At 65.2% G+C, this 22,796-nt stretch carries 23 protein-coding genes; 15 read left to right on the plus strand and 8 right to left on the minus strand.

Annotated features, from left to right (window positions below; genetic code table 11):
• Positions 1–6: 6 nt before the first annotated feature.
• Both FFS21_RS21380 and ygfZ read right to left on the minus strand, forming a co-directional pair.
• Complete coding sequence (locus tag FFS21_RS21380; RefSeq protein WP_137926729.1) at positions 7–297, minus strand: DUF4936 family protein; 291 nt, start codon at positions 295–297, stop codon at positions 7–9.
• Positions 298–316: 19 nt separating this feature from the next.
• A complete protein-coding gene (ygfZ, locus tag FFS21_RS21385; RefSeq protein ID WP_137926730.1) occupies positions 317–1,330 on the minus strand; it encodes a CAF17-like 4Fe-4S cluster assembly/insertion protein YgfZ in 1,014 nt (337 codons plus the stop codon).
• Between the two features lie 223 nt (positions 1,331–1,553).
• On the opposite strand from ygfZ, the gene mltG reads away from it, so the two are divergent.
• The 7 genes from mltG (at position 1,554) to FFS21_RS21420 (ending at position 6,963) form a co-directional block, all read left to right on the plus strand.
• Positions 1,554–2,552, plus strand: coding sequence for an endolytic transglycosylase MltG (gene mltG, locus FFS21_RS21390; RefSeq protein ID WP_137926731.1), 999 nt, complete (start codon positions 1,554–1,556; stop codon positions 2,550–2,552).
• Between the two features lie 4 nt (positions 2,553–2,556).
• On the plus strand, positions 2,557–3,159 hold the full coding sequence (gene tmk / locus FFS21_RS21395; RefSeq protein ID WP_137926732.1) for a dTMP kinase: 603 nt from the start codon (positions 2,557–2,559) through the stop codon (positions 3,157–3,159).
• Between the two features lie 85 nt (positions 3,160–3,244).
• Positions 3,245–4,261, plus strand: a complete 1,017-nt coding sequence (locus FFS21_RS21400) for a DNA polymerase III subunit delta' (protein ID WP_137926733.1) — start codon at positions 3,245–3,247, stop codon at positions 4,259–4,261.
• A 143-nt stretch (positions 4,262–4,404) separates the two neighbouring features.
• Positions 4,405–4,860, plus strand: a complete 456-nt coding sequence (locus FFS21_RS21405) for a PilZ domain-containing protein (protein ID WP_502705189.1) — start codon at positions 4,405–4,407, stop codon at positions 4,858–4,860.
• Positions 4,861–4,902: 42 nt separating this feature from the next.
• Positions 4,903–5,412, plus strand: coding sequence for a GNAT family N-acetyltransferase (locus FFS21_RS21410; protein WP_137926734.1), 510 nt, complete (start codon positions 4,903–4,905; stop codon positions 5,410–5,412).
• Between the two features lie 17 nt (positions 5,413–5,429).
• Positions 5,430–6,227 (plus strand): TatD family hydrolase, encoded by a 798-nt coding sequence (locus tag FFS21_RS21415; RefSeq protein WP_137926735.1) that lies wholly within the window; start codon positions 5,430–5,432, stop codon positions 6,225–6,227.
• Positions 6,220–6,963 (plus strand): ankyrin repeat domain-containing protein, encoded by a 744-nt coding sequence (locus FFS21_RS21420; RefSeq protein WP_137926736.1) that lies wholly within the window; start codon positions 6,220–6,222, stop codon positions 6,961–6,963. Before FFS21_RS21415 ends, FFS21_RS21420 begins: the two co-directional genes overlap by 8 nt.
• A 29-nt stretch (positions 6,964–6,992) precedes the next feature.
• On the opposite strand, the gene FFS21_RS21425 is transcribed toward FFS21_RS21420, so the two are convergent.
• Entirely contained in the window at positions 6,993–8,072 is a 1,080-nt protein-coding gene (locus FFS21_RS21425) for a J domain-containing protein (RefSeq protein WP_249359533.1), read from the minus strand.
• Between the two features lie 304 nt (positions 8,073–8,376).
• Here FFS21_RS21425 and FFS21_RS21430 point away from each other — a divergent pair, with 304 nt between their 5' ends.
• The 7 genes from FFS21_RS21430 to FFS21_RS21460 all read left to right on the plus strand — a co-directional run bounded on the left by FFS21_RS21430 (position 8,377) and on the right by FFS21_RS21460 (position 15,322).
• Entirely contained in the window at positions 8,377–9,963 is a 1,587-nt protein-coding gene (locus FFS21_RS21430; protein WP_137926737.1) for a cbb3-type cytochrome c oxidase subunit I, read from the plus strand.
• A gap of 2 nt (positions 9,964–9,965) precedes the next feature.
• Positions 9,966–10,553 (plus strand): cbb3-type cytochrome c oxidase subunit II, encoded by a 588-nt coding sequence (locus tag FFS21_RS21435; protein WP_171020464.1) that lies wholly within the window; start codon positions 9,966–9,968, stop codon positions 10,551–10,553.
• A 4-nt stretch (positions 10,554–10,557) separates the two neighbouring features.
• Positions 10,558–11,208 carry a c-type cytochrome gene (locus tag FFS21_RS21440; RefSeq protein WP_137926738.1) on the plus strand — a complete coding sequence of 217 codons (651 nt, stop codon included), beginning with the start codon at positions 10,558–10,560 and terminating at the stop codon, positions 11,206–11,208.
• Complete coding sequence (locus FFS21_RS21445) at positions 11,189–11,887, plus strand: SCO family protein (protein WP_249359535.1); 699 nt, start codon at positions 11,189–11,191, stop codon at positions 11,885–11,887. Before FFS21_RS21440 ends, FFS21_RS21445 begins: the two co-directional genes overlap by 20 nt.
• Positions 11,884–12,495: a hypothetical protein gene (locus FFS21_RS21450; protein ID WP_212745262.1), complete on the plus strand. Its 612-nt coding sequence runs from the start codon at positions 11,884–11,886 to the stop codon at positions 12,493–12,495. The genes FFS21_RS21445 and FFS21_RS21450 overlap by 4 nt, the downstream gene beginning before the upstream one ends.
• A gap of 126 nt (positions 12,496–12,621) precedes the next feature.
• Positions 12,622–13,809, plus strand: a complete 1,188-nt coding sequence (locus FFS21_RS21455; protein ID WP_137926740.1) for a cyclic di-GMP phosphodiesterase — start codon at positions 12,622–12,624, stop codon at positions 13,807–13,809.
• A 172-nt stretch (positions 13,810–13,981) separates the two neighbouring features.
• Positions 13,982–15,322, plus strand: coding sequence for a mechanosensitive ion channel family protein (locus tag FFS21_RS21460; protein WP_137926741.1), 1,341 nt, complete (start codon positions 13,982–13,984; stop codon positions 15,320–15,322).
• Positions 15,323–15,388: 66 nt separating this feature from the next.
• On the opposite strand, the gene purT is transcribed toward FFS21_RS21460, so the two are convergent.
• The 4 genes from purT to FFS21_RS21480 all read right to left on the minus strand — a co-directional run bounded on the left by purT (position 15,389) and on the right by FFS21_RS21480 (position 20,919).
• On the minus strand, positions 15,389–16,591 hold the full coding sequence (gene purT / locus FFS21_RS21465) for a formate-dependent phosphoribosylglycinamide formyltransferase (RefSeq protein WP_137926742.1): 1,203 nt from the start codon (positions 16,589–16,591) through the stop codon (positions 15,389–15,391).
• Between the two features lie 221 nt (positions 16,592–16,812).
• A complete protein-coding gene (locus FFS21_RS21470) occupies positions 16,813–19,008 on the minus strand; it encodes a TonB-dependent siderophore receptor (protein WP_137926743.1) in 2,196 nt (731 codons plus the stop codon).
• Between the two features lie 295 nt (positions 19,009–19,303).
• Positions 19,304–20,143, minus strand: coding sequence for an IclR family transcriptional regulator (locus FFS21_RS21475; RefSeq protein WP_137926744.1), 840 nt, complete (start codon positions 20,141–20,143; stop codon positions 19,304–19,306).
• On the minus strand, positions 20,140–20,919 hold the full coding sequence (locus FFS21_RS21480) for an IclR family transcriptional regulator (protein ID WP_137926745.1): 780 nt from the start codon (positions 20,917–20,919) through the stop codon (positions 20,140–20,142). The genes FFS21_RS21475 and FFS21_RS21480 overlap by 4 nt, the downstream gene beginning before the upstream one ends.
• A 133-nt stretch (positions 20,920–21,052) precedes the next feature.
• On the opposite strand from FFS21_RS21480, the gene FFS21_RS21485 reads away from it, so the two are divergent.
• The gene (locus FFS21_RS21485) at positions 21,053–22,204 is read left to right on the plus strand and encodes an acyl-CoA dehydrogenase family protein (RefSeq protein ID WP_137926746.1); all 1,152 of its coding nucleotides are present in this window, start codon (positions 21,053–21,055) and stop codon (positions 22,202–22,204) included.
• A gap of 178 nt (positions 22,205–22,382) precedes the next feature.
• Here the strand turns inward: FFS21_RS21485 and FFS21_RS21490 are convergent.
• Positions 22,383–22,796, minus strand: a 414-nt coding sequence (locus FFS21_RS21490; RefSeq protein WP_137926747.1) for a response regulator, incomplete at its 5' end; no start/stop codon positions are given.

Genomic DNA, 22,796 nt, shown 5'->3' on the forward strand with positions numbered 1-22,796 from the left:
ACCACGTCACAGCACGTCCAGGTCTACGAACTTCTCGGCCATACGCTCGCCACTGATCCAGTGAGCGAGGCCGCTCTGGCGCCACAGGCCATCGAGCGTGGCATCGAAGGCGGGCGGTATGTCCGCGTAGCTCTCCATCCACGTCTGCAGCCCGGCGCGGGTCTCCGGCCTTCGCATGAGCGTACCACCAATCCCGGTGGCCTCGGCCACCGTTTCCATCCAGCGGTGCCACTGCGGCAACGCCTCGGCGGCGCGGTCCTCCGGCACCTTGAAGTAGACGTAGAGATGATCGCTCATGTCTTGGTTCCCCGGTCGTTCAACTGGCGGATTCAGCCTCGTTCGGCAGCGGCACTTCGTACGGCAGCGCACGCGTGGAGACCGGCGAGCCATCCGCCGCGCCCAGATGCAGCGCGCCGGCCACAGCCGCGTCGATCTTCAGTTCGGCCAGTCCTTCCCATCCACCCAGCGGCGACGGGGCGGCATTGACCACCATGCCGCACGGCTGCGAGGGATCTTCGGGACGGAAAATCTCGGTGGCAGCGGTCGGCACCGCACCTTCGCCGCCCACACGCCACATACGACGCTTGAGCGTGCCGCGATACTGGCTGCGCGCCACCACTTCCTGGCCGGGATAGCAGCCCTTGCGGAAATTGACGCCGCCGATCAGCTCGAAGTTGATCATCTGCGGCACGAACTGCTCCTGCGTGGCGGCGGCGATGCGCGGGATGCCGGCGCCGATGTCGAGCCAGTCCCAGAATGCCGGTGCCGCCTGCGCCAGCGTCGCGCCCAGCGCCTGTTGCAGCGCCTCGGCGCGCGCGGACTCCGCCACGATCTGCCAGCGCGCTTCACCCTCGGCGTCGGCCAGGCGGATCACGCTCACGCCATCGGCATGCGCAGCGGACAGCGGCCCTTGCGGTGCGGGCAGGCCGGCTTGTTTCAGCGCGGCTTCGGCACCTGCGCCGGCCACGCCCAGCACGCGGTGTGTGGCGGAGAGGTCGGACAGTTTGGCCTTGGCGCGCAGCACGAACATCGACAGGCGCTTCTGGATGGCCGGCTGGATGTCGGCGGACAGTTGCAGCACGATGCCTTCGGCGTCGCGCCAGACCAGGAAGCTGGCCATCAGCCGGCCCTTGGCCGAGCAGTAGCCGGCCAGCCGCGCTGCATCGGCCGGCAGGTCTTCCACGGCGTTGGTCAACTGGCTGTGCAGGAAGGTGGCGGCGTCATCGCCGGCCACGCGGATCAAGGCCAGCCCGGCGGGCACGGTGACAATACCGGCGTGCGGCAGGGCGGCGAAGCTATCGGCGAGCGAGGGGAATTCAGTGGCGGACATGCAGACGGTCCCGGAAGACGGTGATCGGTGGTGAAATTGGGGGCGGCAGTGCCATCGTACAAGGTCATACGCAGCGTAGTGCTGCGTCGCCTGTAACGTGTGGTGACACATAGGCCACAAGGCTCCCGGTATTATATGGGCCTGCCGTCATTCCGACCGGCCGCGCGTCTTGCCAGCGCCATATGCTTTCCGCCGATAGTCCCTCGATTGTTCCAATCACTACATGAAACGCCTGTTCCTGCGCCTGGTCGGGGTGCTGATTGTCTCCGCAGCAGCGCTTGCGGGTGGCTTTGCCTGGTGGGCAAACCAGCCGCTCGGCCTGTCCGCCTCGCCCATAGAAGTCATCGTCAAGCCCAATTCGGGCGTGGCCAGCGTCGGCCGCCAACTACAGCGCGGCGGCGTGACCATGGACCCTCGCATGTTCCAGTTGTTGGCCCGGATCACGGGCCACGCCACCGACCTGAAGGCCGGGGGCTACCAGTTCGAAACCGGCGTGACGCCGTTCGAAGTGGTCGAGAAAATCGCGAAGGGCGACGTGTCGCACTACGTGGTCACCGTGATCGAGGGGTGGGAGTTCCGCAAGATGCGCGCGGCCGTGGATGCCAGCCCGGCGCTGAAGCATGACACGCAGGGCATGTCGGACGCCGACCTGATGAAGGCGATTGGCGCGGCGGAAACCTCGCCCGAGGGCTTGTTCTTCCCCGATACCTACCTCTTTGCCCGCGGCAGCAGCGATATCGAGTTGTACAAGCACGCCTACCGCGCGATGCAGAAACGCATCAACGATGCCTGGAACGCGCGCGCGCCGGACTTGCCCTACAAGACGCCGTACGAGGCGCTGATCATGGCGTCGATCGTGGAGAAGGAAACCGGGCAGGCGTCGGAGCGGCCGATGATTGCGGCGGTGTTCGTGAATCGGCTGCGCAAGAACATGATGCTGCAGACCGATCCGACCGTGATCTACGGCATCGGCCCGACTTTCGACGGCAATATCCGCAAGAAGGATCTGACCACGGACACCCCGTACAATACGTACACCCGTGCCGGCCTGCCGCCGACGCCGATCGCGCTGCCGGGCCTGGCCTCGCTGGCCGCGGCTACCACGCCGGCGCCGTCTGACGCGCTGTACTTCGTGGCGCGTGGCGACGGCAGCAGCCATTTCTCGACATCACTTCCCGAACACAACCGCGCGGTAGACAAGTACCAGCGCGGCAAACCGTAATCACATGGGCGGCAAATTCATCACGTTTGAAGGTATCGACGGCGCGGGCAAGAGCACCCATATCGAATGGGTGGCCGAGCGCCTGCGCGCCCGTGGCAACGTCGTGACCACGCGCGAGCCGGGCGGCACGCCGCTGGGCGAGGATCTGCGCCAGTTGCTGCTGCATCGCAAGATGGACCTCGAAACCGAGGCGCTGCTGATGTTCGCGGCACGACGCGAGCATATTGCCGAAGTCATTGCCCCGGCCCTCGCACGCGGGGACTGGGTCATTTCCGATCGTTTCACCGATGCCACGTTTGCCTATCAGGGCGGGGGCAGGGGGCTGGCGCTCGACCGGCTGGAAGCGCTGGAGGCCTGGGTGCAGCGCGGCCTGCAACCGGACCTGACGCTGTTGTTCGACGTGCCGCTGGAAACCGCCGCCGCGCGGCTGGCCAATGCGCGCGAGCCAGACAAGTTCGAGGCGGAGTCCCGCGCGTTCTTCGAGCGGACACGCAACGAATACCTGCGACGGGCCGCCCAAGCGCCGCAGCGCTTCAGGGTCATCGACTCGACCCGCTCCATCGACGAGATTCGCGTGACGCTCGAAGAGATCATCGCAAGTCTCTGAGTTTTATGGCTTATATCCGCGCGGTGATGTCGGCGTACGTCCCTCCGACAATACATGACGTCATGGCGCTAACCGATTGATTCACATGCTTTATCCCTGGCAACGAGAAGACTGGCAGCGGCTGACCGCCTTGCGCGACCGGCTGCCCCACGCGCTGCTGCTGCACGGCCAGCAAGGCATCGGCAAGCGCGACCTGGCGCTGCATTTTGCGCAGGGCCTGCTTTGCGAAGCGCCGCTCGCCGACGGTCAGCCATGCAACCACTGTGGTGCGTGCCACTGGTTCGGCCAGGGCAACCATCCTGACTTCACCGTGGTTCGGCCCGAGGCGCTGGAGGCCGGTGAAGGCGGCGAGGGGGATGCCGAGTCCGGATCGAGCAGCAAGAAGAAGGCGCCGAGCAAGATCATCCGCATGGAGCAGGTGCGCCAGTTGATCGAGGCGGTGGGCGTCGGTACGCACCGGGCCGGGCTGCGCGTGGTGGTGGTGTACCCGCTCGATGCGCTCCAGACCGAAGGTGCCAACGCACTGCTCAAGACGCTGGAAGAGCCACCGCCATCGACGGTCTTCCTGCTGGTCACGGACCGCATCGACCGCGTGCTGCCGACTACCTTGTCGCGCTGCCGCCAGTTTTCCGTGGCGCCGCCGAGCGCGGCGGCGGCACTGGAATGGCTGCGCAGCCAGGGCGTGGCCGATGTGGAGGCGCAACTGGCGCAGGCCGGCGGCGCACCGCTGACCGCGCTGCATGCCGCCGAGGCCGAGGAGCAACCATTGCTGCGCCTGCTGGTGAGCCAGCTTGGCGCAGGTCCGACCTTCGACGCACTGGCCGCCGCCGAGCAACTCCAGAAACTGCCGGTGCCGATGGTACTGGGCACGCTGCAACGCTGGACCTACGATTTGCTGTCGATCTCGCTGGGTACGGGCCCGGCCCGCTATTTCCCCAAGGAACAGGCCGCGCTGGGACGTTGCGCCGGCGCAACCGATGCCCATCGCCTGCAGGGGTTTGCCGGGCGGCTGGTGAACCATCGGCGCAGCGAGAATCATCCGCTGGCGGCACGCCTGGTCATGGAGTCGGTCTTTCTCGATTACCGGCAGATTTTTCGCTAGACGAGACGCAAGTTTGCGATGCGTCTCAAACTGCGCGCCGCCCGTAGGCACGGCGGTGCGCGCGTGGTAAAAGTCGAGCCACGGGTTTCCATGCCCGGCCAGTTACGATAAATAGCCTGCGCAAAGCGGGCAACATGGGGTCAATGATGAATGCACCAGCCACGACGCCACCGCTGACAGCGGCAGGCATACCGCCGAGGAATCCGGCACCCGCCCGTCCGGCCACCCCCCCAGCGGGAGCCGGTCCGGCTCCCGGGACTCCACAGCGTCCCAATGTGTTGTCGCTGTCGATCAAGGATCAGGCCGGACTGTACGCGGCCTACATGCCGTTCCTGGCGCGCGGCGGCATCTTCGTGCCGTCGAACCGCCCGTTCCGGCTGGGGGAGCCGGTGTTCCTGGTGCTGTCGTTGCTGGACCGCCCGCAGAAGTACCAGATACAAGGCGTGGTGGCGTGGATTACCCCGGCTGGCACGCCGATGAAGACGCCCGGCGTGGGCGTGCATCTGCCGGACGATGACAATGGCCGCATGCTCAAGCGTGCGGTGGAAGAACTGCTGGGCAAGACGATCGAATCGGGCAAGCCCACGCAGACGATATAACTCAAGGAAAATGCGAGGTTTGCCTCGCAAGTTATTGGATTTATGAGTCATTCTGGATTTACCGTGCGGATTGCCACGCGCGAGGACCTGCCCGGCATCGTCGAGATCTACAACAGCACGGTGGCCTCGCGCATGGTGACGGCCGATACCGAGCCGGTCAGCGTGGCATCCCGCGAGGGCTGGTTCGATGCCCATCTGCCAGAGCGTCGTCCACTGTGGGTGTGCGAGGATGCCGAAGGCCGCATGGCCGGGTGGGTGAGCTTTTCGGATTTCTATGGCCGGCCCGCCTATGGCGCCACGGCCGAGGTCTCGATCTATCTGCACGAGGACCAGCGCGGCAAGGGCCTTGGCCGCTTCCTGCTGGCCGAGGCCGTGGCCCATGCGCCGAAGGTCGGCGTGAAGACGCTGCTCGGCTTTATCTTCGGCCACAATGCGCCGAGCCTGGCGCTGTTCGAGCGGCATGGCTTTACCCGTTGGGGGGATCTGCCGCGCGTCGCCGTGCTCGACGGCGTGGAACGCGACCTCGTGATCCTGGGCCGCCGGCTCGATTGAGTTTCAAGAGAGTGCCGATGTTCGTAGATTCCCACTGCCATATCGATTTCCCCGACCTGTCCGCGCGCCTGCCTGAACTGCTCGCGAACATGAAGGCCAACCAGGTTACGCATGCGCTGTGCATCTCCGTGACGCTGGAAGATTTTCCGCGCGTGCTGGCGCTGGCCGAACAGCATCCGAACCTGTACGCGTCCGTGGGTGTCCACCCGGACTACGAGGAGGATGCCGAGGAGCCCACGCTGGAACGGCTGGTGACGCTCTCCAACCATCCGCGCGTGGTCGGCACCGGCGAGACGGGCCTCGACTACTACCGCCTCAACGGTCGCAGCGTCGAAGACATGGAGTGGCAGCGCGATCGTTTCCGCACCCACATCCGTGCCGCAAGGCAAACCGGCAAGCCGCTGATCATCCATACGCGCTCGTCAGCCGACGACACGATCCGGCTGATGCAGGAAGAGAACGCCCGGGAAGCCGGAGGCGTGATGCACTGTTTCACCGAGACCTGGGACATCGCCAAGCGGGCGCTCGACGAGGATTTCTATATCTCGTTCTCGGGCATCGTGACGTTCAAGAGCGCGGCGGACCTGCAGGAGACCGCGAAGAAAGTGCCGCTGGACCGCATGCTGATCGAGACCGATTCGCCGTATCTGGCGCCGGTGCCATATCGCGGCAAGACCAACGAACCGGCCTGGGTGCGTCACGTGGGCGAATTCATCGCCCATCTGCGCGGCGTGCCGGTAGAACAGATTGCCGAACAGACGACGGATAATTTCTTCCGTCTTTTCAAGCACATCGACAGGAATGCTCATGTTTGATCTGAAGATGCGACGCATGGCCTCCGCCATGGCGCTCGTGGGCCTGTCCGCGATGGCGGGCTGCGCGCTGGTGCAGGCGGCTCCAGCGGACGACATGCGTAAGGCCGTGGAATTCGACGACGGCAACACGGTGCAGAAACTGCTGCAGAAAGGCGTGGACCCGAACCTGACGGACAACCGCGGCAATCCGTTACTGGTGCTGGCCCTGCGCGAGAAATCGACCAAGGCGGCCAAGGTGCTGATCAAGGCGAAGAACATCGACCTCGACAAGACCAACCCGGCTGGCGAGAACGCGCTGATGATGGCGGCGCTGCAGGGCGACCTGGAGAGCATGAAGCTGATGGTCGATGGCGAAGAGGCCGAGGTGAACAAGAAGGGCTGGGCGCCGCTGCACTACGCGGCAACGAATGGCCACAACGACGTGGTCAAGTACCTGGTGGATCACGCGGCCTATATCGACGCTGAAAGCCCGAATGGCACCACGCCGCTGATGATGGCGGCGCGCGGCGGCCATATCGACACGGTGAAGCTGCTGCTGGACGAGGGCGCCGACCTGCGGCTCAAGAACCAGCAGGGCATGACGGTGATCGACTTCGCCGAGCAGTACAACCAGAAGGAAATCGCGGCCGGCCTCAAATCGCGCTGGCAGAAGGTCTATGGCAACGTGCCGGCCCCCGCGCCAGCGCCCAAGCCGTGGACGCCGCCTAACAGCCAGCCGCAACCCAAGCCTTACTGAGTAAAGACATCCTTCCCCTGGGCGCCCGCTCAGGGGAAATCCCGCTCCGAGATCGGTACGGAGCGGGAGGTGCCGCCCGGCACCCCGTAGAGGCGGAACACGTTCCGGTTGGCGCTGGTGCCGCCGGACTCCCTCAGTTCCGCCAGTTCGAAGCGTTCCGACCGGAACAACTCTCCCGTATCCAGGCTCTGGTAGCGCAGGTCGTAGCTGCCGGGAGAAATCTCATCCATCGTGAATGACGTGCCGCCCCGCACGTAGCTTGTGCGCACCGGGAGCGGCGTGTTGCCCTCCACGGACACCAGTTTCACCATGACATCGGACGGGCTGGCCGAGTTGTCGACGGTCAGCGTCGACAACCCGCTGTCGTTGAGCACCGGATAGCCGGGCAGGTAGCCTGACCGTGTCGGCCACGGCAGGCCACGCGGGGTCAACGTTGGCCGGATGTACTTGCTGTCACGGGTCGAGCCCGGCGCTACGGTGCGCGTCAGCGATGACGCAGAGGGCGTCACGGAGGACGACAGGGTCGATGCGGTGGCGGCCGCCGGTACGCCGCGTCCGGCAGCGTTATCCCCCGACCAGTCGCTCAACAACACTACGATCAGCGCGCCGATTCCCAGGTAGAGCGCAAACGAGCCGAGCTTCGGCAACGGGGTGGCGGGACCACTGTTGGGCGGCGCATCGCGCCATGAGCGGCGCGGCTTGCGTGTGCGGGCGGGCTGTTCGGCAGCCGGTTCGGGTTCGCTGGCGGCCGGGGGCGGAGCGGGGCGCTGGGCCTGCTGGCGTTGCGCGGCCTGTCGTTGTTGCTGGGCCTGGGCGGCACGGTAGGCCTGCCGCTGCTGCGTGGCCTGGCGCTGCTTCTGGTCGGCTTCGCGTTTCTCCTGCGCGACGATCCACTGGTCATGCTCGGCGCGCTTCTCCGGATCGCGCAGCACGTCATAGGCGGCGTTCAGCAGCCGCATGATGCGGTTGGCCTCCTCGCTGTCGGCGTGGCGGTCGGGATGGTATTTCTGGCTCAGGGACTTGTACGCGGCCCGGATGACTTCCGCGGGCGCGTCGCGTGAGACCTTGAGGTTGTCGTAGTGGCTATGCATCAGGCGGGAAAGACGCAATATCGGAGGTCGACAACTGATAACGGCAAGTCGTGGCGAATCTCAAGCGCGGAATGCACGGCAAGCTGCTGCACGACAAACGGCGCGCGGATCGAACCGTGCGCCATTATCGCGTGGGTGCGGGAGTGATGTCTGAGGGATGCCGAACAGAACGCCGGGCAGGGCAATGACGCCCGAGGCTGAATTCTAGGAATCGCACGCATAAAACGCCAGTTACACGTAAGGATGATTGGCCGCTCGGACACGGACTCGTACTCTGCGCGTCGGAACTTCCCCGTCGCCTGCCCCCGCCTGCGAGTCCCCCATGAATACAGTCGCCATCCTGCTGTCGGCTTTTCTGCTGTCCGTGATCGCCCTGGGTGCGTTCATCTGGAGCATGCAGAAGGGCCTGTTCGATACGTCCAGCGCCGCCGCCCGCGTGATCTTCCACGACGAAGGGGCGCATCCCGAAGACCCAGCCTCGGCGCGCGGCGACACCGGCGTGGCAGACGCCGCCCGCACCGCCGCCGACCAGTCGTCGGCACCCGTGGTCTTTCTGTTTATCTGCTGCGCGATGGTCTGGCTGCTGGTGGCATCTGCCGCCGGCCTGACCTCGTCCATCAAGCTGCATGAACCCGACTGGCTGGCCTCGATCCCCTGGCTGACCTTCGGGCGCATCCGCACCATCCACCTGAACGCCGTGGCCTACGGCTGGGCGCCGATGGCCGGACTCGGCATCGCCATGTTCCTGCTGCCGCGCCTGCTCAAGACGGAGCTGGTGGGGGCGCGCTGGGCGGTGCTGGGCGCGGCGGTCTGGAATGCTGGGCTGATCGCGGGTATCGGCAGCATCGCCGCCGGCATCTCCGACGGGCTGGAGTGGCTGGAGATTCCGTGGCAGGTGGACATCCTCTTCGTGGCTGGCGGCGCGTTCGTGGGCATTCCGCTGGTGCTGACACTGGTGAACCGCAAGGTGGATCACCTCTACGTGTCGGTCTGGTACATGGGCTGTGCACTGTTCTGGTTCCCGGTGCTGTTCCTGGTGGCCAACATCCCGGGCCTGCATTTCGGGGTGGAGCAGGCCACCATGAACTGGTGGTTCGGCCATAACGTGCTGGGGCTGTTCTATACGCCGCTGGCGCTGGCATCGATCTACTACTTCCTGCCGAAGGTGATCGGCCAGCCGGTGAAATCGTACGGGCTGTCGCTGCTGGGTTTCTGGGCGTTGGCCTTCTTCTACGGGCAGGTGGGCGGCCATCACCTGGTGGGCGGGCCGGTGCCGGGCTGGCTGATCACGCTGTCGATCGTGCAGAGCATGATGATGCTGATTCCCGTGATCGCGTTCTCGATCAACCAGCACCAGACGCTGCGCGGCAACTTCCACCGGCTGATCGATTCGCCCACGCTGCGCTTCATGACCTTCGGCGGCATGATGTACACGTTGAGTTCGATCCAAGGGTCGTTCGAGGCGCTGCGCGCCGTCAACCGCGTGACCCACTTCACGCACTACACCGTGGCGCACGCCCACCTGGGGCTGTACGCGTTCGTGAGCTTTGCATTCTTCGGCGCCATCTACTTCATCGTGCCGCGCATCACGGGCCGGGAGTGGCCGTACCGCTGGCTGATCTACGCGCATTTCTGGCTGGCCGTGGGCGGCATCGGCGTCTATTTCATCGGCCTGAGCATCGGCGGCTGGCTACAGGGCAAGGCGATGCTCGACGCCGCCAAGCCCTTCATGGATTCGGTGGCGGTGACCGTGCCGTACCTCAAGATCCGCTCCATCGGCGGATTCATGATGCTGACCAGCCACCTCTGTTTCGTGGCCAACTTCATCTGCGTGGCATTCGGCCTGGGGCCGAACCGCAATCGTCCCGCGATGTTCCACCAGGGCAACAAGCCCGCACAGGGAGCCTGAACGTGAACAACGAGAGCGCCCTGCTGGCGGGCGGCATGACGATGCTGGCACTGGCCACCAGCGCCCTGGTGGTGCTGCCCTACATGCAACTGCACGACGTGAAGCCCACCGAAGGGTTGAAGCCCTACACCGCCGCCCAGTTGCGCGGCCGCGAGGTCTATATTGCCAATGGCTGCGTCTACTGCCACTCGCAGCAACCCCGCGATGCCGCGTTCGCGCCCGATGCCAAGCGCGGCTGGGGCCGCGCAACCACAGCCGGTGACTACTACTACGACAAGCCGCACCTGCTGGGCACCATGCGCACCGGCCCGGACCTGATGAACATCGGCGTGCGCCAGCCCAGCGCGGACTGGCACCTGGGGCACTTGTACCAGCCACGTGCATACGTGAGCGGCAGCATCATGCCCGCGTATCCATTCCTGTTCGATGCCAAGGACGCGCCCGACGCCGGCGAGAAGGCCGTGCCGCTGCCGCCGGGCTATGCGCCGCTGGGCAAGGTGGTGGTGCCCACGGCCGCTGCACTGGACCTCGTGGCCTACCTGCAATCGCTGAACCGGACCGGTGCCGTGCTGCCGGCCACGAAGGAATGAGGCCATGAGCGATTTCCGTGATCCCCGTGGTGCGGCAGATGGTTCGGCAGAAAGCTCGGAGCAGCGGCAGGCCGCCGCCGCGCGTGCCCGCGAGCACGAAGACCCGCACGAGAACCGCATGCCGATTCCGCGCTATGTGCTGGCGATGGTAGCCGCGCTGGTGGCGTGGGGCGTGTACTACATCGTCACGGCCCCGATCGACCAGCCTCCGGCGCTCGGCGACCAGCGCACCGTGGCGGACCTGCATGGCAAGCCGAAGGCGGCGGCAGGGGCCGTGGTGGACGGCGCCGCCATCTTCCAGAGCCATTGCGTGGCCTGTCATCAGGCCACGGGGCAGGGTTTGCCGGGTGTGTTCCCGCCGCTGGCCGGCTCCGAATGGGTCACCGGCAGCGATGCCAAGGCGGCGCGGATCGTCCTGCGCGGCGTCACCGGCAAGATCACGGTCAAGGGCACGGCCTACAACGGGGCGATGCCGGCGTTCGCGGCGCAGCTCGGCGATGCCGAGATTGCCGCCGTGCTCACGCATGTGCGCAGCCAGTGGGGCAATGCCGCACCGCCCGTGACGGCGGAGACCGTCGCGGCGGCACGGGCCGATACGGCCAGCATGCAGGCACCTTTCGATGGCGACGCGGCGCTTGGCTCCCCGGGCAGTTAGGACCGTCGCCCCCGCGTCGGCAGGCCCTTGGCTGGCGCTGGCCGCCGCGCTGCTGCTCGGCGCGGCGGCAGTCTACTTCGTGACCGACGGGCTGCGCGCCTGGACACTCGACCAGTCACGCGAGGCGCGCATCGCCCGCCAGGCGCTGCGGCTACCCGCCATCGACGTGTGGAACCAGCAGGGCCACGACCTGCGGCTGTTCGAGGCGGCGGACTCCAGTTCGTCCGCGTTGCACACGCCGGCCGCATCGGTCACACCGTCCATCTACATCGTCGATTTCATCTACACCCGCTGTCCCACGGTCTGCCGGGCGCTGGGCGCCGAGTTCGCGCAGTTGCAACGCCAGATTGCCGCCGATGGCATGGCGCCACGGGTACAACTGATTTCCCTTTCCTTCGATCCACGCGACACCGTGAACGATCTGCTCGGCTATGCCACCAGCTATCGGGCGAATGCCCCCGGCTGGCAGGTGGTGGCCGCCATCTCGCCGGACGCGATGACGAAACTGCTGCGACAGGCTGACGTGATCGCCATCCCGGATGGTCTCGGCGGCTTCGAGCACAACGGCGGGCTGCATGTGGTGGACGCTCAGGGCAGGGTGCTGTCCGTCCATGCGCTAGAGGATTTCCAGCAGGCCTATGCGGCGGCGCTGGCCCACTTGCGCGGGGATCGGCCATGAATCGCGCCAACGTGAGGCTGGCCGGCGTGCTCTTGCTGCTGGCGCTGGCGCTACCTCCCATGCGTACGTTCTTCGAGGCATCCATGGCATGGCTGATGCTCGGCCTGATGCCTTGCCTGTTTGCGGCAGGCGCGCTGGCCCCCGGCATGCTGAGCGCGCGACGGCAGCTGGAGATGGTGCCGCGGATGCGTCCGTATGCGTTGGCGCTAGGGGTGGTGGGCACGCTGGCCTACGGCATCTGGATGCTGCCGATCGCCGTGGATCTCTCGCGCATGTCCCTGCCGATGGGTCTGGCGCGCGACGCGTCGATGGTGCTCGCGGGCCTGGCCGCGAGTGTCGGCCTGCGTGTGGCGCCGTGGCCACTGGTGTTGTTTTTTGGCGGAAACATGGTCTGGATGGCCCTGACTTTTGGCATGCTGTTCATCGACTCGCCCAATCGCCTGTGCGCCAGCTACCTGCTGGGCGACCAGCGGCTGGCAGGCGCCGGGCTGGTGGTCTACGCGGCGGTGATCGGCTCGTGGCTGCTCATTCGCGCCGCGCGGCAGGCCGATGCGGGCGATGACGATGGTGAACGGGTCATGACAGTGCCATCGCAAAGAAAAAACTAAAGAATGTCTCGGACCTGCCGATAAACGCGGCCAACGAGAGAAGTCAGAGAACGGGGCCTGGAAAGAGCCCCGCTTGACCGGGATCGCGGAGTCCCTCTCCGCGCCCATTTGAACTGGGGCAAGTGCATGCTGAGAAGAATCAAGGCAGAACAACTGCAGATAGGCATGTTCGTGGCAAGGCTGGGCGGGCCATGGATGAACCATCCGTTCTGGCGCTCGCGCTTTCTGGTGTCCAGCGACGAGCAGGTGGAGCAGATCCAGGCAGCCAACGTGCAGGATGTGTGGATCGACATCCTCAAGGGCCGCAACCTGCCCACGCCGGCCGCGCCGGAGATGATGGAGGCCGAGGAGGTCGACGAGCCCGAAGCCAGCTTCGAGAGCGAGCTGGAGCGCGCGCGAGAGTTGATCAAGACCGGCCGCATGCTGATCGGGAACCTGTTCAACGACGTCCGCATGGGCCGCGCACTGGAGACGCACGGCGCGCTGCTGCTGGTGGATTCGGCGTCCACCTCGCTGTCTCGCCATTCGCAGGCGCTGCTGGCCATGGCGCGCCTCAAAGCCAAGGACGACTACACCTACCTGCACTCGTTCTCGGTCTGCGCGCTGATGATCGCGGTGGGCCGCAACCTGAAACTGCCCGATGGCGAGGTGCGCGAATTGGGACTGGCCGGGCTGGTGCACGATATCGGCAAGCTGACGCTGCCCGAATCGCTGCTGCTCAAGGGCAGCGACCTGTCCCCGGCGGACGAGGAGAAGATGCGGCGCCACCCGTCGGCGGGCTACCGCATCCTCAACGAGGCGCGGCTCTACAGCAATATCCCGCTCGACGTCTGCGTCCACCACCATGAGCGCGTGGACGGGCGCGGCTATCCGTTCGGCCTGCACGAGAACGAAATCAGCGTCCACGCCAAGATCGCAGCCATCTGCGACACCTACGATGCGCTGACCTCGCCGCGTCCGAACCATCCGGCGTGGTCGCCGGCACGGGCCATGGAGTACATCGCCGTGCGCGTGGACACGCTCTTCGACCGGCGTGTGTTCAAGGCTTTCACGCGCACCATGGGCATCTACCCGCTGGGCACCGTGCTGCGCCTGCGCTCCGGCCGGCTGGCCGTGGTGTGCGGCCAGAACGAGGGCGAGACGCTGCGCCCGCGCGTGATGACCTTCTATTCGGTGACGGATTCCAAACCGCTGCCGCCCGAGGTGATCGACCTGACCCACAGCGACGACACCGTGACCGCTTTCGAGGATGCGCGGCAGTGGGGCTTCACCGACGACCAGTTGATGGCAATGTACGCGCCGCATGCGAACTAGGGGAACAAAGGGAAGAAGGAAGAAGGGAAGAAGCGGCATGGTAGCGGGCTGGCCGCGGATTCTGGATCTGAGACGATTCTGATTCTGCGGCCAGTCGCGCCAGAATTCGCGGCAGCGCGGCGCAACGCTAGTAGACTCGTGGCTTGACTGTCAGCAACCAAGCCTCGCCCTCATGACTTTTGACGCACTGCTGGACCTGTTCCAGCGACGCATTCCCGCCCATCCCTGGGCCCAGATTTCGCTCTACGTGCTGGCGCTCGTCCTGATCGCCGGACTCGCGCAATGGCTCGTCGCACGCGTGGTGGGCCGGGTGGTCTACCGCGTGTTGAGCCTTTCCGGCAACCGCGAGTGGGCCGCCGCGCTCATGCGGCACCGCACCTATCGCCGCCTCGGCTATGCGGTGTTTCTCGCCGTCATCACGGTCGGCATCAGCCAGGTGCCCGATCTCGGCAAGTTCTCGATCCTCATCGAACGGCTGGCGCATGCCGGCACCTGGGTCAGCGTGTTCCTGATGGTGTCCGGCGTGCTGAACGCCTGGCAGACCGTGTTCGCGGCCAGCCGTCGTGCGCAGACGCGCTCGATCAAGGGCTATGTGCAGGTGGCCCAGTTGGCGCTGTGGCTGGTCTGCGGCGTGCTGGTGCTGTCGATCCTGATCGACCGCTCGCCGCTGTGGATGCTTTCCGGTATCGGTGCGGTGTCGGCGGTGCTGTTGCTGGTGTTCAAGGACACGCTACTGTCTCTGGTGGCCAGCACGCAGCTCACGTCCAACGACATGCTGCGCATCGGCGACTGGATCGAGATGCCGCAGTCCAACGCCGATGGCTTCGTGATGGACATCGCGCTGCATACGGTGAAGGTCAAGAACTGGGACAACACCGTGACCACGGTGCCCACGTACAAGCTGTTCTCGGAGAGCTACCGCAACTACCGGCACATGTTCGAATCCGGCGCGCGGCGGATCAAGCGGACGCTGCGGATCGACGCGTCGACCGTGCGGTTTCTCGACGATAACGAGGTAACGGCGCTGATGCGCTTCCGGCTGCTGCACGACTACCTGGAGGTCAAGCAGCAGGAAGTGGAGCAGACCAATCGGGTACTGCTCGGCGAGAACACGGACCCGGTCAACCGTCGGCGGTTGACTAACCTCGGGACCTTCCGCGCCTACGGCATCGCCTTCCTGCGCGCGCATCCCGAAATCCACCACGACCTGCTACTCAACCTGCGGATGATGGAGCCGGACTCGCAGGGTATTCCGATCGAGGTCTATTGCTTCAGCAATCGCACCGGCTGGACGGACTACGAACGCATCCAGGGCGATATCTTCGACCACCTGTTCGCGATCCTGCCGGAATTGGGGCTGCGCTTGTACCAGTCGCCGTCAGGCGCGGACCTGAGCGCGTTGCGTCAGGATTCGCAGTATGGCGCGCATGCAGCGCTGGCGGCTGCGGCGACGGATCCGGGGGCCAGGGAACCGGCGCAAGCGCATATGGACCGGGCGGATCGGGTGGTTTGATGATTTTTGCTCCCTCTCCCGCATGGCGGGAGAGGGGAGTAATACAAGCGCGGAGAATGGACTAAATCAAGCCTTCCGCGGCTTGACCTTGCTCGCAGCTTCCTTCGCACGATCCCGTGCTGTATCCACATCTGCCGCATACGCCAGCGCCACGCCCATACGGCGTTTGGTGAACGACTCCGGCTTGCCGAACAGGCGCAGTTCGGTCTGCGGGATGCGCAGCGCCTCGTCCACACCGTCGAAGACGATGCCTTCGGCATCCACGCCGCCGTAGATCACCGCGCTGGCGCCCGGGGCGCGCAGGCTGGTGTCCACCGGCAGGCCCAGAATGGCGCGGGCGTGCAGTTCAAACTCGTTCTGGTACTGCGTGATCATCGTCACCATACCGGTGTCATGCGGGCGCGGGCTGACTTCGCTGAACCAGACCTGTTCCCCCTTGACGAACAGTTCCACGCCGAACAGCCCCTGTCCGCCCAGGTCGGCCGTCACTGCACGGGCGATGTGCTGGGCGGTTTCCAGCGCCTTGGGGTGCATCGGGTGCGGCTGCCAGCTTTCCACGTAGTCACCGGCAACCTGGACGTGCCCGATCGGATCGCAGAAATGGGTGTCCGCCTTGCCATCGGCACCCAGCGCGCGCACGGTCAGCAGCGTGATTTCGTAGTCGAAATCGATAAAGCCCTCGACGATGATCCGGCCGTGGCTGACGCGGCCACCTGCCATGGCGTAGTCCCATGCGGCCTTGACGTCAGCCGGGCCGTCGATCTTGCTCTGGCCCTTGCCGGAACTGCTCATCACGGGCTTGACCACGCACGGATAACCGATACCGCCGTCGATGGCGGCTTGCAGTTCTTCGAGCGAATCGCAGAATTTGTATGGGCTGGTGGGCAGGCCCAGCGTCTCGGCGGCCAGGCGGCGGATGCCTTCGCGATCCATGGTCAGACGGGCGGCGCGGGCGGTAGGAATCACGCGGACAACGCCGGCAGCTTCCAGCGATTCCAGCATCGGCGTGGCGATGGCTTCGATCTCAGGCACCACCAGATGCGGACGCTCGGCTTCGATCAGCGCCTTGAGCTGGTCGCCATCGCTCATGGTGATGGTGCGCGAGTGGTGCGCCACCTGCTGGCCCGGGGCGTTCTCGTAGCGGTCCACGGCAATGGTTTCCACGCCCAGGCGCTGCAGCGCGATCAGCACTTCCTTGCCAAGCTCGCCGGAGCCCAGGAGCATCACTTTGGTGGCAGACGGGGAGAGGGGGGTTCCAAGGGTGGTCATGGCGGGGGCTCGCGGCAGGGAAGAAAAGACGCGATTGTAGCAAGGCGGGACCCCGGAATCTGCCGCTTGTTTTCTCCCCTCTCCCGCAAGCGGGAGAGGGGCGGGGGAGAGGGCCGGCCGTGCAAATTTCGACAAGTCGGCAAGCAGAACCTCGTTGCCCTCTCCCCCAACCCCTCTCCCGCGAACGGGGAGAGGGGAGTCCTGCAGTGGTACTGCAACCATCAATACGCGATCTTCGCGCTCAGGCTGATGGTGCGCGGATCGGCGGGCTGGACGTAGTTTTCGTACTGGAAGGCCCAGTAGCGTTTGTTGGTCAGGTTCGTCAGCGCCGCGCGGAGCGTCAGTTCCTTGCCGTACAGGCGCGTGTTGTACGAGGCGCCAACGTTGAAGATCGTGTAGCCGCCGATGTTCACGTTGTTGGCTGCATCGATCTTGGTCGGGCCGGTGTACTTGCCATCCACGCCCACCTTGAGGCCCGGCACGAACGGGATGCGGTAGGACACGCGGCCCGTCAGCATGAAGTTCGGTGCGCCGGCCACGCGGTTGCCGATGTTGGTATCGCCCTTGGTGTACTCGGTGTCCAGGAACATCGCGCTGCCGCCCACTTCCCACTGCGAGCCGATGCGCGACGAGCCGGCCAGTTCCAGGCCCTGGTAGACCGATTCGCCATCCTGCACGAACGTCGGCAGCGCGCCGAGGCCGTTGTTGCGCGCGAACTCGCTGCGGCGCTCGATACGGAACAGTGCGGCCGTACCCGTCCAGATGCCCTGGTCGGTCTTGGCGCCCACTTCGTACTGGCGGCTCTTGGCTGGAGTCAGGCCCTGGCCGGCGTTGGCGTAGTTGGTTGCCACCACGCCGCCGCCGTCGAACGATTCCACGTAGCTGGCATACAGCGTCGTGCTCGGCATCGGCTTGAACATGATCGCAGCGGTCGGCGTGATCAGGCCATTCTTGCTGTAGTTCGTATCGCCCACGCCAGTGCCGGTGTAGCTGTTCTGCTCGTAGTTCGTCACGCGCAGGCCACCCAGGATGGACCACTTGTCGGTCAGGTGCATCGTGTCGCTGACGAATGCGGCCTTCTGTTCGGTGTCGCCGGCACGGTACTTCTGGAACGCGGTCTGGCTGTAATACACGCCCGTGTACGGCGCGTAGATGTTGCCGTTATCCAGTGCGGTGTAGACGAAGTTGTTGCTGTAGCGGTCGATCTGCTTCTGCCAGCTCAGGCCGGCCACCAGTTCGTGGCGGAACGGGCCGGTGCGGAATTTGCCCTCGACCATCGTCGTCCAGTTGCTGAATTGCTGGCTTTCGGCGCCGTCGTAGCGGAAATCGCTGTAGTCGCCGGCCGAATTCGACAGGTTCAGCGTGGTCTCGTTACGGCTGCGCGACTGCTTGCTGAAACTGTAGATCGAGCTGACGGTCCAGTCCGAATTCAGGTTGTAGCGCAGGCCGGTCTGGTAGACCTGCAGGTTCGAGTAGAAGTGCGCGTCATTGCCGCTGTAAAGGCCGCCACGGCCGCTCACCACGCCCGGAAGCTGGGCGCCGGTGGTCGACAGCGCGCCCGCATAGAACGACGGCGTCGCCCCCCACGTATTGCGGTCCTGATAGATCCCGTCGAACGTCCACGTCAGGTCGCGCGTGATGCGTGCGTCCAGGCCCAGCGATACCGAGTTGCGGTTGATGCCGACAGCGTTGGACGGCTTGCCTTCCTCGTGGGTCACGTTCAGGCGGTAGCCGAACATGTTGTTCGGGCCGGCGCGGCCGCCCAGATCCACGTGCTCGGTCCAGACGTGCGAGGAGCGGTAGCCCAGGTCCACGCTGGCCGTGAACTGGTCTGTCGGCTTCTTGGTCACGTAGTTGACCGTGCCGCCCGGGTTGCCAAAGCCGTACATGAAGCCGGACGCGCCCTTGAGCAGTTCTACCTGTTCGAGCTGTTCATACGGCATGGTGATGCCGTAGGCGATGAACGGCATGCCGTTGATCTTGTACGCATTGCGCCAGTCGAGCTGCAGGCCGCGGACCGTGGTGTACGACGCCCAGGCATTGTTGGCGTTGCTGTTGTCCGAGACCGACGCGTCGTTGAAAAACACGTCGCCGATCTTGGTGACCTGGCGCTCGGCCAGGTCTTCGCCGGACACGACAGTCGTCGAGAACGGCGTATCGAGCTGCGACTTGCTGCCCAGGGCACCGCTGGAGGCTTTCTTCTGCAACTGCGGGCCGATGTCGACTTCCTGCTTTGCACTCACGGTGACCGACGGCAGCGCCTGTTCGGGTGCGTCGGCGGACTGCGCAAACGCGGCGGCAGTGCATAGCGGGAAGCCGGCCAATACCGCCATGCGGGCAAACGCTGCCAGCGGGCGGATGGTTGAGGGGACGGCGTTTTTGCGGCTCGTGGCGGCCGCGATTTGGCTCTGGGTCATGGTGTCTTATCCGGACTTGAAATGCGAACGCTACTAGGAATGATTCCTGTTAACGTTCAAGCGCGAATAATGCGTAAGCCGGGTAACGCCGTCAAGGTGAAGGTGCGCACAACGCGCAGGAGTGTCGGGGAATGTCGCTTTTACGCGAAGGAAGGCGTCGGAATCGGCGAGAAACGCATGCCGTTACGCCGATTTGTCACGGAAAGGATACGTGGATGAGACTTGATGGATACAACCTTGAATCCGCCTGAACCGGTCTGAACTGGTCTGAACGCCTCCCGGCGGAGCCTCCGGTTCAGCGCAGGCCGAGCAGCGCTTCGAGAGTCTGGGCCAACGTCACCAGCCGTGGCTCCACCTGTTTCTGGAGCGCCGCGAAGGCGTCAGGTCGCGCCACCAGCCCGCAGTTCACAACGAACCACTGGGAGTCCACCGGCTTGCAGAGTGGCACGGCGAAGCCGAACACGTCATGGCGCCATTCGGCCCGGTTCGAGCAGAACCCGAGCGTTGCCAGATCTTGTCGCGCCTGCGCCAGATGGGGCACTGCGCGGGTGAACTGGTCGGGGTCCTGGAGCCGCAACCGATTCAACACCGGCTCGCGGAGATCGGCGGGTACGCGCGAGAGCCACGCCTTGCCCACCGCCGTGGTCAGCATCGGCAGCGTGGCGCCGATATCGGGCAGCAGCAGCGAGTTGGCGATGGAGCGGGCCGTTTCCACATAGATGATCCCGGTGCGCTCACGGATTCCCAGGGACACCGATCCACCCACCTCGTCGGACAACGCTTTCATCAGGGGCCGCGCCACTTGCCGGATCTGCATGCTGGCAAGCAGCGGGTAGCCTGGTGCCAGCACCGGCGCACCCAGCCGGTACTTGGCTTGCGCCGTATCGTGCCGCAGGTAGCCAAGCACCACCAGCGTATGGGTCAGCCGCGCCACCGTGGACTTCGACAACCCGGTGCGCTGCACGAAATCCTTGTTGCCGAGCAGTGATTCGCCCGGGCGGAAGGCCAGCAGGATGTCGATGCCGTTGGCCAGCGTGGTGGCGAACTGGCGATCCTTGTTGCCGCCATTATTGGGATCGGGCGGATTGGCCGGGTGTACCGGATCAGGCTGGGAATAAGGGGAATTCGGATTCATGCGAGCAGTGCCTCGACTTCGTTGACCAGCGCAATCAACGCAGGCCCCATGTCGCGATCGAGCTTGTCAGCCGACATGCGCGCGGTGGGCACGCCGCAATTGAACACCAGGATCTCACCTTCGATGGGCCTATGCATCGGTACTGCCACGGCGTGGATATCGATGAGCCAGTCGCCCGGCGAGCGCGTGTAGCCGCGCTGGGCCAGATCGTCGCATGCCACCTGCACTCTGTCGGCATGGCGCTGCCAGAGCGGCAGATCCGTAAGGCGGACGGCTTCAAGCACCTCGGCCCGTGCGGTTTCCGGGGCCTGCGCCAGCCACGCCCGACCCATTGCCGAAGGCAATATCGGCAGCGACGCGCCAATATCTGGACGAAAAACGATCGGGTCATGGCCGCGGCTGGATTCGACGTAGACCATGCGCAGCCTGTCGCGCAAGCCTAGCGAGACGGAGCCGCCCACACGGTCGGCCAGCGCCTTCATCAGTGGCCGGGCCACCTGGCGCACACGCAGGCTGGCCAGCAGCGGGTAGCCGAGCGCCAGCGACGTGGAGCCTAGCCGGTATCGCCGCAGGCGCGTGTCGTAGAACAGCAGGCCGCGTACGGCCAGGGTGTAGGTCAGCCGGCTAATGGTGGCCTTGGACAGGCCGGTGCGTTCGGAAAGTTCTTTGTTGCTGAGCAGCGGTTCACCGACTCGGAAGCATTGCAGCAGCGAGAGTCCATGCGCCAGGGTGGTCGCAAATTCGGGATCGGGGTGGTGCGGACGAGAGGGTGCCATGCGAAAGAATCTTAGCCGACCCAGCTTCGGAAAGTTCCCGTGATGTTCCAGATAGCGAAACAGTCATCCCACTATTCCGAAACCCGGCGTAGTCTTTTCCTTAAAGATGGAAAACAAGAATGGGGAGACACCAATGATTAGAGATCCCGAAGTATTTGATCCGTTTCTGTTGATGCTGCGTCGGTTTGTGCGCGAGAGGCTGGTCCCGCGCGAAGCCGAGGTGGCCGCGCGTGACGAGGTGCCCCAGGACCTCGTCGACGCCATGGCCGCGCAGGGCATGTTCGGCTACTCGATCCCCGAGGAATACGGCGGCGCGGGCATGACCACCGAGGAGTTGGTGCTGGCCGCGATGGAACTGTCGCAGTGCTCGGTGGCGTTTCGGGCGCGGGTCGGCACCAACACGGGTATCGGCTCCGAGGCCCTGGTGGCAGACGGCACGCCCGAGCAGAAGGCGCGCTACCTGCCGCTGCTGGCCACGGGCGAGGTAACCGGCGCCTTCGCACTGACCGAACCCGACGCCGGTTCCGATGCCACGGCGCTGCAGACCACCGCGCGGCGCGAGGGGGACCACTACATCCTCAACGGGACCAAATGCTTCATCACCAATGCGCCCATCGCCGGGATGTTCACGGTGATGGCGCGCACAGATCCTGACAAGCCGGGTGCGAGCGGCATTTCGGCGTTTATTGTGCCGCGCAATACGCCGGGGCTGACCACGGGGCAGCCGTACCAGAAGATGGGGCAGGCCGGCTCACCAGTGTCAGAAGTGCATTTCGACAACTGCCGCGTGCCGGCCGCCAACCTGATCGGCGGCGAGGAAGGGCAGGGGTTCCGCACGGCGATGAAGGTGCTCAACAAGCAGCGCATCCACCTGGCCGCGCTGTGTACGGGGCCGGCGATCCGGATGCTCGACGATGCTGTGCGCTTTGTCACCGAGCGCAAGCAGTTCGGCCAGTTGCTGGCGGATTTCCAGTTGGTGCAGGCCATGATTGCCGACTGCCAGACGGATATTCACGCAGCCCGCGCACTGATCCTGGAGACGGCCCGCAAACGCGATGACGGCAAGGACGTGACCATGGAGGCGTCGATCTGCAAATACTTTGCGTCCGAGATGTGCGGCCGCGTGGCGGACCGTTGCGTCCAGCTGTTTGGGGGGTACGGGTATATCGCGGACTACGGCATCGAGCGGTTTTATCGCGATGTCAGGCTGTTCCGGCTGTATGAGGGGACGAGCCAGATTCATCAGATCAATATTGCGAAGCGGACGTTTGGGCTGGGGCGGTGAGTTTGGTTTTGGTTTGCCGTTGATTTTCTCCCCTCTCCCGCACGGCGGGAGAGGGGCGGGGGAGAGGGCCTGCGGTGAAAATTTTGATGCCGTCGGCAAGCAGAGCTTTGTTGCCCTCTCCCCCAACCCCTCTCCCGCGCTGCGGGAGAGGGGAGTAACACAGGTAGGGAGACGGGAATCAACCCCCCGGCGCCAGCGCCGCATCAATCGCATCCATCAACTCCTGCAAGCGCAGCGGTTTCCCGCACACCGCATCGAACCCTGCCTCGATGGACGCGCGGCGGTCCTGCTGGCGGGTGAACGCGGTCAGGGCCACGGCGGGAGTCCGAGGCAGCGAGTCCACCGCTTCGCGCACGCGGAGTTCGCGCATGAAGTCGTTGCCGTCGCGGCCGGGCAGGCCGATGTCGCTGATGATCAGGTCCGGGGTGTTTTGCTCGATCTGTCCGATGGCTTCCTCGGCGTCGCGTGCGGTGCGGATGCGTGCGCCGTAGTTGCCGAGGATGGCTGACAGCGCAGCGGCGGCATCGGCATCGTCTTCCACCAGCAGCACGTCCAGCGCATTGAGCGGGACGCTCGGCTCGGTGGCCGGGAC

This window comes from Cupriavidus sp. 2SB (assembly GCF_005503625.1).
Classification (GTDB): Bacteria; Pseudomonadota; Gammaproteobacteria; order Burkholderiales; family Burkholderiaceae; genus Cupriavidus.

Bases quoted from the DNA above. Each gene is read 5' to 3' on its own strand.
- FFS21_RS21380 (WP_137926729.1), bottom strand. From the start codon at position 297: ATGAGCGATCATCTCTACGTCTACTTCAAGGTGCCGGAGGACCGCGCC.
- ygfZ (WP_137926730.1), bottom strand. From the start codon at position 1,330: ATGTCCGCCACTGAATTCCCCTCGCTCGCCGATAGCTTCGCCGCCCTG.
- mltG (WP_137926731.1), top strand. From the start codon at position 1,554: ATGAAACGCCTGTTCCTGCGCCTGGTCGGGGTGCTGATTGTCTCCGCA.
- tmk (WP_137926732.1), top strand. From the start codon at position 2,557: ATGGGCGGCAAATTCATCACGTTTGAAGGTATCGACGGCGCGGGCAAG.
- FFS21_RS21400 (WP_137926733.1), top strand. From the start codon at position 3,245: ATGCTTTATCCCTGGCAACGAGAAGACTGGCAGCGGCTGACCGCCTTG.
- FFS21_RS21405 (WP_502705189.1), top strand. From the start codon at position 4,405: ATGATGAATGCACCAGCCACGACGCCACCGCTGACAGCGGCAGGCATA.
- FFS21_RS21410 (WP_137926734.1), top strand. From the start codon at position 4,903: ATGAGTCATTCTGGATTTACCGTGCGGATTGCCACGCGCGAGGACCTG.
- FFS21_RS21415 (WP_137926735.1), top strand. From the start codon at position 5,430: ATGTTCGTAGATTCCCACTGCCATATCGATTTCCCCGACCTGTCCGCG.
- FFS21_RS21420 (WP_137926736.1), top strand. From the start codon at position 6,220: ATGTTTGATCTGAAGATGCGACGCATGGCCTCCGCCATGGCGCTCGTG.
- FFS21_RS21430 (WP_137926737.1), top strand. From the start codon at position 8,377: ATGAATACAGTCGCCATCCTGCTGTCGGCTTTTCTGCTGTCCGTGATC.
- FFS21_RS21440 (WP_137926738.1), top strand. From the start codon at position 10,558: ATGAGCGATTTCCGTGATCCCCGTGGTGCGGCAGATGGTTCGGCAGAA.
- FFS21_RS21450 (WP_212745262.1), top strand. From the start codon at position 11,884: ATGAATCGCGCCAACGTGAGGCTGGCCGGCGTGCTCTTGCTGCTGGCG.
- FFS21_RS21455 (WP_137926740.1), top strand. From the start codon at position 12,622: ATGCTGAGAAGAATCAAGGCAGAACAACTGCAGATAGGCATGTTCGTG.
- FFS21_RS21460 (WP_137926741.1), top strand. From the start codon at position 13,982: ATGACTTTTGACGCACTGCTGGACCTGTTCCAGCGACGCATTCCCGCC.
- purT (WP_137926742.1), bottom strand. From the start codon at position 16,591: ATGACCACCCTTGGAACCCCCCTCTCCCCGTCTGCCACCAAAGTGATG.
- FFS21_RS21470 (WP_137926743.1), bottom strand. From the start codon at position 19,008: ATGACCCAGAGCCAAATCGCGGCCGCCACGAGCCGCAAAAACGCCGTC.
- FFS21_RS21475 (WP_137926744.1), bottom strand. From the start codon at position 20,143: ATGAATCCGAATTCCCCTTATTCCCAGCCTGATCCGGTACACCCGGCC.
- FFS21_RS21480 (WP_137926745.1), bottom strand. From the start codon at position 20,919: ATGGCACCCTCTCGTCCGCACCACCCCGATCCCGAATTTGCGACCACC.
- FFS21_RS21485 (WP_137926746.1), top strand. From the start codon at position 21,053: ATGATTAGAGATCCCGAAGTATTTGATCCGTTTCTGTTGATGCTGCGT.